The following is an 11070-nucleotide window of genomic DNA, read 5'->3' on the forward strand; positions in this document are numbered from 1 at the left end:
ATGCATCCCTGATAAGACCCGGAGGGCACGTATGCTGACTCTGCTGGGTAGTAGGCGATCAGCCCTTACAGCGAGCTTAGTGCCGCCAATGTGGTGGTGAAACGTGTGTGGCAAACATGGGTGCGCGCATCCAGCACCAGCCCCTCGACCTGCTGCTGAACATGGTGTTTGAAACTGCCATGGCATTGGCCGACCAACTGAAAGTCCGCCAGTCTGGTCGGCGGCAGTTCGGCCAAAGCGGTCTGTGAGATTTGCTGGTAATAACGACCGCTTTACACCGAATTTCGGACAAGCTCACGCTTGATTTCACTGTTATTGATTGGAGAAAACACCATGAAACATGTATTGGAACTGTGTCCGGGTCTGCTGCTGAGCAGCCAGGTAATGACATTTGGCGAAACTGGTCGCTGGAGCAGCAGTTGGGGCCAGGGCACCAGTGAATAGCCAGCATCAATGCGCAACATAACCAGTTGTATATCGCCTACAACCTGCTGAAGACCGCTGCTGGCAGCAATGTGGCCGTCGGCCCCTTTCTGCTTGGCATCATGCACCGGTGAACATCCTCACCTCCAGCTCCACCGTGCGCCGTATCATCAATATGGCCGCACTCACCATGATGGAAGCCAACCGCCAGGCTGACTAAGCCTGTCTACCCACCGACAGGGAAATCACTGCACGCGGCAGGCTTTCATGCCCACTCGCCATTCATTTACAGTGCATGTTCGCATACCCGATTCCGCCCCTGCTGCTTGGCCTGATAACAGGCAGCATCCGCCAGATTCAGCCACTCATCCCAGCTGCGGCCGGGGCCATCCAGCCAGACCAGACCAATACTGACGGTGACCTTGCATTTTTCACCCGCCATGTCGATTTCCTGCGCAGCCAGTTGCAAGCGTAGCCGCTCTGCCAGGCTACGGGCCTCGGCCTGACTCACCTGCGCCAGGAAAATCACAAACTCCTCGCCGCCAAAGCGGGCAATCAGGTCTTGCTCTCGCAATGTGGCTTGCAGTGCCTGCGCAGCCACCGCCAACACCCGATCCCCACCCAGATGGCCAAAGCAATCGTTCACGCGCTTGAAGTGGTCGACATCCGCCATGATGATGGCGTTGCCCGCCTCTGCCTGTGCAGGCAAGCGCGCAAACAGGTAACGGCGATTACCCACGCCCGTCAGTTCGTCCCGTTCGCTGGCCTGACGCAGCCTGATTGCGGCCCGCTCGGACAGAAAGGTCAGCACCAGCAACACCAGGGTGAAATTGCAGATGATCTGCGCGAAGAAAGCCCAGGACAGCAACTGCCGGGACCAGGCGCTGCTCACTATCCAGTAACACTCGCTGCCATACAGCAGGGCACTGAGCAACAGCGTCAGGCTAAGCAGCAATCGGGAAGCCAGCGGCTCTGCATGACGGTCATGCCACATGCAGAATGCCGCCGCCAGCAGGAAGAAAAACGCATTGAAATGAAACACCGCCGCACGCTGCTCATTGTGCGCGACAAAACCTGTAAGCATGCCGACAAGCAGCCACAGCAGCGGCACCAGGGCCACCCGCAGCCTCCAGGCGCACCAACGCGGGCTGCTCAGCTCGGCCAAACCGCTCCACAGGGCAGCATAGCCGCCGACGCCAAGCAAAAAATGCACATACCGCCACAAGAACGGCCAGGGCAGCAGCGCAAGCTCGCTCAGCCCCGCCAGCCCACCCCCGACCGCCAGCACCGCCAGCGCCAGCGCAATCCGCCCAAGCCCGGTTTCATTGCGCTGGTGACGCCATGCATTCAATACGGCGCAGGTACCGGCAATCAACGATGTCGAATACAAAAACAGCACCGTTGGCAGATCCAGCATCAGCATGGTAATGGAATTGCTCATAAACTCGCCCTTGATGACTCACTTCACGGTTGGCGAGCGGGCATGCCAGTTCTCTTGATCCAATCCATTCATCGTGCATTGCCCGTCATGCTAGCACAGCTGTTTTGCAGTACTGTTTACCAGTCGACAAACAAACCAGCACCAGCCCTCCCCCCCCCGACCAACTGCGCGCGCCAACGCGGGGCGGCAAAGTCCAGAAAAGCACGCAGTTTGATGGGCAACCTGCCTTACTCCGCATACACCAGGCTCACCGGCCATGCCGCCGGCTCGAAATCCGCCAGCACAATCTGCACCCGGCCTGCGCGCCTTGCCGGTTCGCACTGGCAAGACAGCACACGAGTAAGGCCAAGGCCGCCGCAGGCGGCATCCAGCGCCGCCGCTGCCCCGTTGACGACTAGATACATTTGTGGCCGCTTCCTATGGGAAAGTGGCCATTTTTCATGGGTCACTAAGTCGTCTGCTCTGGCCGACTATCTGCCACTGTACTAGGTGGACTGACAGCAGGTCGGCCATAGCGGCCTTTCGCCGACTTGAAGAATTGCGGCAGCTTTGGGATGAGAAGCTGCCACACACATAATTGTTCTGGTTACGTATGAGATGTCTCAAACATCAGCTAATTCTGACGGCCAGCCATCATCAACGGCACATCATGCTTTACTGTCTTTATCCCGAGGAGAGATGGGGCATATCGCATCCATGGCACTCCACTCGAGTGCCTGGAGAATTTTCGCCTCCAGCACCTCCAGGCTTGGGGGCTTCAGGATGTAATCATTGCCACCACACGCATAGATGCGCGCAAGGACCTCAGCCGTCTCATAAGACGAAATGAAGATAATCTGGGCTTTCCCCTGCTGTAATCGGTACCAGGCAACAAGATCGAAGCCGTCCTCATCACATCCCAAGTCGATATCCATCAGGATGATGTCCGGGTTCACTTCAAGGACCATCTGCTGAAATGCGTCAGGCGTCGCGCAATGATGAACATGTGCGGACTTTGCCAACCATTTGCGCATGAGAAGTGCTGAAATCACATCATCTTCAACAATCATTATTTTTGAATTATTCATTGCCCTCTGCCTCTGCACATTCATCAACACGCCAGTTCTCCCGTTCGCAGAAGCAGGCTTAACTTGCCTAGTTATCCAGAAATGTCATTGACATTGATTGATAACATTTAAATTTGTCTGTTTAAATTTAAAGTTGGCAATGTATTATTAATTACACACTAATCAATAATCTACTCAAAATCCATATTTTCATATTGAAATATCTTTTTCCAAGATGAATAATCAATAAAACAATTAAAGCAAATACTCTATTTTTAATTAAATCAATAAAAACACCTAGTAACAAATCGTAGCGGGAGAAGGATATGCGGCGCGCCTCATTGAACCATGTGTACAAACTCGTCTGGAGTTCCCAGGCATGCGCAATGGTTGCTGTTGCGGAGAATGTGTCAGCGCACGGCAAAGCATCACGCTCGGGTAACAGCATGCTGGCGCTATGCACTCTCGTGCTGGCGGGGAGCGTTGGTGCCGCAGGTTTGCCCACCGGGGGGCAAATCACGCTCGGATCCGGCAACATCACCCAGCAAGGCAATACCATGCTGATCAACCAGTCGTCAGCTAAGCTGGCAACCAACTGGCAATCATTCAGCATTGGCGCGGGCAATACCGTTCAGTTCATCCAGCCCTCCGCCACATCCATTGCGCTGAACCGCGTATTGGGTTCGGACGTTTCCGTCATTCAGGGCAGCCTGAAAGCCAATGGTCAGGTTTTCCTGATCAACCCGAACGGTGTGTTGTTTACCACCGGTGCTCAGGTCAATACCAGCGGCTTGCTAGCGACCACCCTTAATCTGTCAGACCAGCAGTTTTCTAGCGGCCATTACAATTTCCAAGGAAACAGCCAAGGCGCGGTCATCAACCAGGGCAATATAACCATCAGTAATGGCGGAAACGTTGCTCTGATTGCCGCACAAGTCAGCAATGATGGCAGCATCACAGCAAACAAGGGCAGCGTGACACTGGCTTCTGCCCAGGATGTCACGCTGGATATGGGCGGCGCGGTCAAGCTGGCCATCAACAAGGGAGCACTGGATTCGCTGGTTAGTAATGGTGGGGCGATTCAGGCCGATGGCGGCAGTGTGCTGCTGACTGCCAAAGCAGCAGACCAACTAACCAGCTCTGTCATCAATAATACGGGTGTCATCCGGGCGCAAACCCTTGCAAGTGGTGAGAAAGGCCAGATTCAGTTGCTGGGCGACATGAGTACGGGAACCCTGAATGCCGGTGGCACGCTGGATGCTTCTGCCCCGAATGGCGGCAATGGTGGTGCCATTGAAACCTCAGCGGCCGCGGTCAATACGATGAGTGGCTTGCAGGTTAATGCATCATCCCGATCAGGTAATGCAGGTAGCTGGTTGATTGACCCTTACGACTACACGATAGGCAGTGCGGCCGCCTCCACCATTTCCAATACGCTGTCTGGCGGCACCAGCGTAACGGTAACTACGCAAAGCAATAATGCTGCTTACGGAAGCGCCGGCAGTTCCAGTGGCAATGGCGACATCACAGTCAATAGTGCCATCACCGATACGGGTAGTGCCACTGTTGGCCTCACCCTGCAGGCCGCACGCAATATCACTATCAATAGCCCCATTAGCGCCAGCAATGGCAAGCTGAATATCACCCTCAGTGCGGCCAACAATGCAGCAGGCACCACCGGTGGCGTGAAACTCAACGGCAATCTTAATTCCAACGGCGGCAATATCCTGATTGGTGGGGCTGGCGGCTCATTAACATCAGCCACATCAAACGGCATCGGCTATGCACTGAATTATGATGCCAACAGCCCAGCGGTATTGCTAGGGACCAACGTCACCTTGCAATCCGGCGGCGGCAATATCGTGATCAATGGCCAAACCAATGCCACGACGTCCAGCTACAGCGGAACCCAGGCCGGCATTTACGTATTGTCTGGCACTACGGTGAATTCGCAGGGTGGCAACATCTATATGAGTGGCATCAGCACCGCATCAGCCAAGGAATTTGGTTTTGGTGTTGAGGCAAACTCCGGTACCACCACCACCTTTGAAACCTCTTCCACCTCGGGTGGCATCGTGGTGGATGCCAGAAACACCCAGGATGCACTGGGTGCACTGGGGCTGGTCAATAATGGTAACCAGGCACGGGTACAGTTTTATGCCCCCAATGTGGCTTACTTCCAGTTCAGCATCAACGGCAGCAACCAAGCAGCCACTTTTACCAAAAAATCGCCCTGTAATGCCAACTACCCCAATTGCGGCACCATGGTGATTCCTGGCGGCAACCAAAGCTATACCGAAGCCCAATATAATGTTGTTGATCAGGCCATCCTGCCGATCTACGTTTTCACTGGTAATGGCAGCAAGGTCTATGACGGCTCGACCGATGCATCCAATGTCGCCCTGACTTCGCTGGGAGGCCCGAACGGCTTCACGCCAAGTGCACTGGGCGCACTTGGCTTCAGCACTTCCAGCAAGAATGCCGGCAGCTACATCTCGCTGAACGGCAGCGCCAGCAACCCCTCGTCCTATCAGTCTGATACCTATGCTGTGGCCTATTTCAACCAGGGCACTTACACCATCACGCCCAAGGCGCTGACGGCATTTCAGGCAACCAACAAGACTTATGATGGCACGACGGCTGCGGCAGTCACCTCCTCCGGCCTGGTGAATGGAGATAATGTACAAGTTGTAGCTACGGGTGGTTTTGCCTCGACCAATGTCGGCAACAACATTACCGTCAATGTTACCGGGGTCAGTCTTTCCGGTACGGACGCTGGCAATTACACTATTCCCAACACCACCTCCATCAGCACCACGGCCAACATCACCCCAGCCGCCTTGACCGTTACTGCCACAAACGCCAGCAAGACCTATGACGGGCTGGCCTACAGTGGTGGCAATGGCGTGAGCTACAGCGGCTTCGTCAATGGCGAAACCAGCAGCGTGCTGGGCGGCAGCCTCAGCTATGGTGGCACCGCGCAGAATGCCATCAATGCCGGCAGCTACAGCCTGCTGGCGCAGGGCCTGACTAGCAACAATTACAGCATCAGCTACACCGCCGGCAGCCTGACGGTGAACCCGGCCACGCTGACCTACACCGCCAACAGCGCCAGCCGTACCTATGGTGCCAGCAACCCCAGCTTCAGCGGCAGCGTGACCGGCTTGGTCAATAATGAGACCCTGGCTAACGTCACCACTGGCACGCTGAGCTTCGGCACCACTGCCACCACGGGCAGCAATGTTGGCAGCTATGCCATCAATGGCAGTGGCCTGACAGCCGACCATGGCAACTATGTATTTGCTCAAGCCGCCGGTAACAGCGCGGCCCTCAGCATCACCCCGGCTGCTCTTAGCGTCACCGCCAATAACGCTAGCAAGACCTATAACGGTCTCGCTTACAGCGGTGGTAATGGCGTGAGCTACAGTGGCTTCGTCAATGGCGAAACCAGCAGCGTGCTGGGCGGCAGCCTCAGCTATGGCGGCACCGCGCAAAGTGCGGTGAATGCCGGCAGCTACAGCCTGCTGGCGCAGGGCCTGAGCAGCAGCAATTACGCCATCAGCTACACCGCTGGCAGCCTGACGGTGAACCCGGCCACGCTGACCTACACCGCCAACAGCGCCAGCCGCACCTATGGTGCCAGCAACCCCAGCTTCAGTGGCAGCGTGACCGGCCTGGTCAACAATGAAAGCCTGGGCAACGTCACCACTGGCACGCTGAGCTTCGGCACGACGGCCACTAGCGGCAGCAATGTCGGCAGCTACGCCATCAACGGCAGTGGCCTGACCAGCAATGGCAACTACGTGCTTGCCCAGGCAGCCGGTAACAGCAGCGCACTGAGCATCACCCCGGCTGCTCTTAGCGTCACCGCCAATAACGCTAGCAAGACCTATAACGGTCTCGCTTACAGCGGTGGTAATGGCGTGAGCTACAGTGGTTTCGTCAATGGCGAAACCAGCAGCGTGCTGGGCGGCAGCCTCAGCTATGGTGGTACCGCGCAGAGCGCCATCAATGCCGGCAGCTACAGCCTGCTGGCGCAGGGCCTGGGCAGTAGCAACTACAGCATCAGCTACACCGCTGGCAGCCTGACGGTAAACCCTGCCACGCTGACCTACACCGCCAACAGCGCCAGCCGCACCTATGGCGCCAGCAACCCCAGCTTCAGCGGCAGCGTCACCGGCCTGGTCAACAATGAAAGCCTGGGCAACGTCACTACTGGCACGCTGAGCTTCGGCACGACGGCCACCAGCAGCAGCAATGTCGGCAGCTATGCCATCAATGGCAGTGGCCTGACAGCCAATCATGGTAACTACGTATTTGCCCAGGCGGCAGGCAATGCAACAGCACTGACCATCACTGCGGCGGCCCCGCAACCGGCTCAGGCATCAACCCCTGCAGATACGGGAAAGTATCTGCCGCAAACAAGCACCATTCCCAAGTTTCCGGATAACGCCCAGCAAGTCCTGAGCAACACCGCTGGCACGACATCATTCGGTGGCCTGAACTACGTGGCGGTACCAGAGCTTGCTACCAATCCGGCCCCCGCATCCAGTACGGCGGCGGCGACAACGGTGGGCATATCAAACCAACCAGCCACTGATACAGCCAGCAGCCCGGGACAGAGTTCGATCGGCAACGCTGGAAATCAGCCAGTACAAACAGGAGGCAGCTCGCTTAACTACGTAGCAAGCAAGGATGGCTCGTCATCGGCTAGCACGGGCGATGGCAAGAAGTCGGCTAACGAACTAAACGTAAATGATGTCACCGTACCGAGTTCGACAGGTCCTCTGGATGTACATGTCGTCAATGGCGGCATCAATGTGGCAACGCTGTTTGGTGGCGAGTAATAAAGGGAATGATCATGAAAAATAAAACCAACACTATGCTCGCACTTGGTTTGCTGATGGGGAATACGGCCTGGGCGGATGCCATGCCGGCGGAGCAGGCCTTGCAGATTGCCAAGCCACCTGTGCCGCAGCAAAGCCCAGCGCTACTGCCATCACCACCTGCGGCATCAACACCGGCCAGCACAGACGGCAACAACGTCAAGCTTGTGCTTAACAAGGTTGTATTTCATGGCAACACTCTCTTTTCCAGCCAGGTACTGGAAAAGACGATCGGTGATATCCAGGGTAAATCCTTTGACATGGCCGGGCTCAATCGTCTGCTGGGGAGCGTGAGCGCGCTGTACCGCAGTCATGGCTACCCCTTCGTACAAGTGTATATGCCACCGCAGACCACGGTGGACGGCACCTTGCAGATTGCCATTCTGGAAGGTCGCTATGGAAAGATTCAGGCCCGCGGCGATGAGAAGCTTGCACGTTCGGCGCAGAAATTCCTGGATGCTGGTTTGCACTCAGGCAACTACATCGAGAACACCGGTCTTGAAAGAACCATGCTGATCCTGAATGACCAGCCTGGCGTTAAGGTACGCCCTATCCTTCGCCCGGGCAGCAAAGCCGGGGATGGAGATCTGGATGTGCTGGTGGAAAGAACCAGTTGGGTGGATGGCGTAGTAGGGCTGGACAATATCGGCAACAAGAGTACCGGAGAATACCGTGCGCCGTTATCGCTGAACATAAACAGCCCGTTCATACTGGGCGACAAGATCACCTTATCCACGCTGTACACCAATCAGGACATGTGGCTGGGCTCACTCAACTATGATGCACCCATCGGCTACAGCGGCTTGCGCGGGCAGCTTGGCTATGCGCATACCAGTTATCTGCTGGCTGGAGCATTTGCCTCACTGGAAGCAAAAGGCTATGCCGATGTGACTTCTGCCAAGCTCAGTTACCCGCTGATCCGCTCCCAGGCTAGCAATGTGCAGCTGGCATTCGGCTACCAGCATAAGAAGCTTGAAGACAAGTACCAGGCCCTGGGCTCCACGCAGTCGAAAACGAGTGATAGCCTGCCGCTGTCCCTGCAGTTTGATCACCGCGACAGCTGGCCGCTGGGGGGCGGTGTTACTTATGGTTTGGCCAGCCTGATGTCCGGCACCATGCACCTGGGTCAATCCATGCTTGCCAGTGATGCCAGCACGGCAAGAACACAGGGCAATTTCAGCAAGGCAAATCTGGATATCGCCCGCATCCAGAAACTCTCTTCCCGCTTCAACTTGTATTTGCGCTATTCCGGTCAATGGGCCAGCAAGAATCTGGACTCATCGGAAAAATTTGGGCTAGGTGGCTTCTATGGTGTGCGTGCCTATCCACAAGGGGAAGGTATGGGGGATTATGGATGGCTGACACAGTTGGAACTGAGGTATGACATGGGGAAGGCCAGTCCATTCATTCTGTATGATGCTGGACGCTCGTACAGCAATAAAAGTCCATGGGATAGCAGCTCTGGCGAACAACGCAAACTATCCGCCGCAGGCATAGGCCTGAGGGTCAGCAGCCCAACTTGGTCTCTGGAATCCAGCCTAGCCTGGAAAACACAGGGCGGAATTCCCACGGCAGAAAACTCCAATCACAATCCGCGACTTTACCTCGCTATAAATCGTCGCTTCTGACAAGCGCCTTGGTCTTGCTTTTAATGACGGCTTTTCTTATGGAAGCCGTCATCAATTGCCAGATACGTGAATGACGGCTTTGGCCGACGAACTGCCCGTTGTGAATGCATTACGTGATCCTCCGGTCCCTTCCTCCTGCATGCAGGAGCATCCGTACAACTACGCATTCATGCCCTTCCACCTTGTCCGGCGCATGTTGGGAGCATAAACTGTTGAACTTTCAACAGAATGTGAAGATTCACGTCAGCAGACGTGATGAGACGCCATGGACTTTTCCGCTCTGCTCGCCAGCTTCGCCGCCGCCTTTTCCCAGCACCAACGCCTGCTCACCCTGCAGCTGGATGGCGGGCAGATCGCCGCCGAGCAGTTATTGCCGCACACCCTGGATGGCAGCGAGGGGGTGTCGCAGGCCTATCGTTATCAGCTCAGCTGTTTGTCGCCGGATGGCAATATCGAGCTCAAGTCCTTGTTGGGTGTAGCGGCTCGTCTCGGGGTGCTGGATGCCGATGGCAAGCAGGTGGTGCGCTGTGGCGTGGTGTCGCGTGCTGAGTTGTTGGGCAGCGATGGCGGCTTTGCCAAGTACGGCCTCACCATCGAGCCGCCGTTTGCGCTGCTGCGCCTGCGTCGTACGTCGCGGGTGTTTCAGGACTTGTCGGTCCCCGACATCGTCAAGCAGATCCTGGCCGAGCATCAGGCCAATAACCCGGTGTTTGCCCAGGTGCAGACGCTGGAGTTCCACACCGCCACGGCCAGCCCGCGCAGTTATTGTCTGCAGTATCGCGAGAGCGATTTCGACTTGATCGTGCGGCTGCTGCATGAAGAGGGTTATGCCTGGCGTTTCGAGCATGTCGATGGCGAGCATCCGCAGGTCAAGCTGGTGGTGTTTGACGATGCTTACAGCCTGCCGCCAGCGGCCAGCGAGCGGGTGCGTTTCCATCGCAGTGATGCCACTGAGGAAGAAGACGGCCTGACGGATTGGAGCGCCGCCCGGCAGGTGGTGTCCGGTGCGGTGGCGCTGGCCAGTTTCGATTACCAGCCGGTGGCTACCCAGCATACCGGCGACCAGACCCGCATCCAGCAAGGCCGCAGTGGTGATGCCTTGCAATCCACCTTGCAGGATTACGATCCGCAGTCGCTGTACTACGCCAGCGATGCCGAGCAGCTGAGCCAGTACGCCCAGTTGCGCCAGCAGGCGCACGATGTGCAGGCCAAGCAGTTTAGCGGCAGCGGTTCGGTACGCAGCCTGCAGGCCGGGCAGTGGTTCCGGCTGGATGAACACCCGCTGCACGAGGGTGACAGCAGCGAGCAGCGCGAATTCGTGGTGACCGGCCAAACCTTCCGCGCCAACAATAATCTGCCGGGCGATCTGGCCAGCGGACTGCGCAGCCTGTTGGCCAGCGGGACGGATAGCACGTCAACTGACGGTCAGGACAGCAGCCCCTTCCAGACCACCATCACCGCCCAGCGCCGTGGCATTCCGCTTACCCCGGCTTACGCCCACAGCCCCCAGGCCAAGCCCACCTCCAACGGGGTGCAAACCGCCACCGTGGTGGGGCCGGAAGGCGAGGAAGTGCACACCGACGAACTGGGCCGCATCAAGGTGCAGTTCCACTGGCAGCGCGCAGACGAACACCCCGGCAGCGGGG

The 11070-nt window shown here is 56.9% G+C and carries 8 protein-coding genes; 4 read left to right on the plus strand and 4 right to left on the minus strand.

Annotated elements, in window-relative coordinates; all coding sequences use genetic code 11:
- Positions 1 to 107 precede the first annotated feature (107 nt).
- On the plus strand, positions 108 to 248 hold the full coding sequence (locus tag QVF59_RS02635) for a hypothetical protein (RefSeq protein WP_287877220.1): 141 nt from the start codon (positions 108 to 110) through the stop codon (positions 246 to 248).
- A 24-nt stretch (positions 249 to 272) separates the two neighbouring features.
- Here QVF59_RS02635 and QVF59_RS02640 read toward each other — a convergent pair whose 3' ends face one another.
- From QVF59_RS02640 to QVF59_RS02655, 4 genes are all read right to left on the minus strand, one after another.
- Positions 273 to 551, minus strand: coding sequence for a hypothetical protein (locus QVF59_RS02640; protein WP_287877222.1), 279 nt, complete (start codon positions 549 to 551; stop codon positions 273 to 275).
- A gap of 158 nt (positions 552 to 709) precedes the next feature.
- A complete protein-coding gene (locus QVF59_RS02645) occupies positions 710 to 1864 on the minus strand; it encodes a GGDEF domain-containing protein (RefSeq protein ID WP_287877224.1) in 1155 nt (384 codons plus the stop codon).
- A 227-nt stretch (positions 1865 to 2091) separates the two neighbouring features.
- Complete coding sequence (locus QVF59_RS02650; protein ID WP_287877226.1) at positions 2092 to 2268, minus strand: type 2 periplasmic-binding domain-containing protein; 177 nt, start codon at positions 2266 to 2268, stop codon at positions 2092 to 2094.
- A gap of 243 nt (positions 2269 to 2511) precedes the next feature.
- Positions 2512 to 2931: a response regulator gene (locus QVF59_RS02655; RefSeq protein WP_287877228.1), complete on the minus strand. Its 420-nt coding sequence runs from the start codon at positions 2929 to 2931 to the stop codon at positions 2512 to 2514.
- Positions 2932 to 3467: 536 nt separating this feature from the next.
- On the opposite strand from QVF59_RS02655, the gene QVF59_RS02665 reads away from it, so the two are divergent.
- The 3 genes from QVF59_RS02665 to QVF59_RS02675 all read left to right on the plus strand — a co-directional run.
- Positions 3468 to 7757, plus strand: coding sequence for a beta strand repeat-containing protein (locus tag QVF59_RS02665; RefSeq protein WP_287877232.1), 4290 nt, complete (start codon positions 3468 to 3470; stop codon positions 7755 to 7757).
- 14 nt (positions 7758 to 7771) lie between these two features.
- The gene (locus QVF59_RS02670) at positions 7772 to 9424 is read left to right on the plus strand and encodes a ShlB/FhaC/HecB family hemolysin secretion/activation protein (RefSeq protein ID WP_287877234.1); all 1653 of its coding nucleotides are present in this window, start codon (positions 7772 to 7774) and stop codon (positions 9422 to 9424) included.
- Between the two features lie 265 nt (positions 9425 to 9689).
- A partial coding sequence (locus tag QVF59_RS02675; protein ID WP_287877236.1) for a type VI secretion system Vgr family protein occupies positions 9690 to 11070 on the plus strand: 1381 nt, incomplete at its 3' end.

It is taken from the genome of Aquitalea sp. (genome assembly GCF_030150775.1).
In the GTDB taxonomy this organism is placed as follows: domain Bacteria; phylum Pseudomonadota; class Gammaproteobacteria; order Burkholderiales; family Chromobacteriaceae; genus Aquitalea; species Aquitalea denitrificans.

Excerpts from the sequence above, each read along its gene's own strand:
- QVF59_RS02665 (WP_287877232.1), top strand. The coding sequence starts at position 3,468 with ATGCTGATCAACCAGTCGTCAGCTAAGCTGGCAACCAACTGGCAATCA.
- QVF59_RS02655 (WP_287877228.1), bottom strand. The coding sequence starts at position 2,931 with ATGAATAATTCAAAAATAATGATTGTTGAAGATGATGTGATTTCAGCA.
- QVF59_RS02670 (WP_287877234.1), top strand. The coding sequence starts at position 7,772 with ATGAAAAATAAAACCAACACTATGCTCGCACTTGGTTTGCTGATGGGG.
- QVF59_RS02645 (WP_287877224.1), bottom strand. The coding sequence starts at position 1,864 with ATGAGCAATTCCATTACCATGCTGATGCTGGATCTGCCAACGGTGCTG.
- QVF59_RS02650 (WP_287877226.1), bottom strand. The coding sequence starts at position 2,268 with ATGTATCTAGTCGTCAACGGGGCAGCGGCGGCGCTGGATGCCGCCTGC.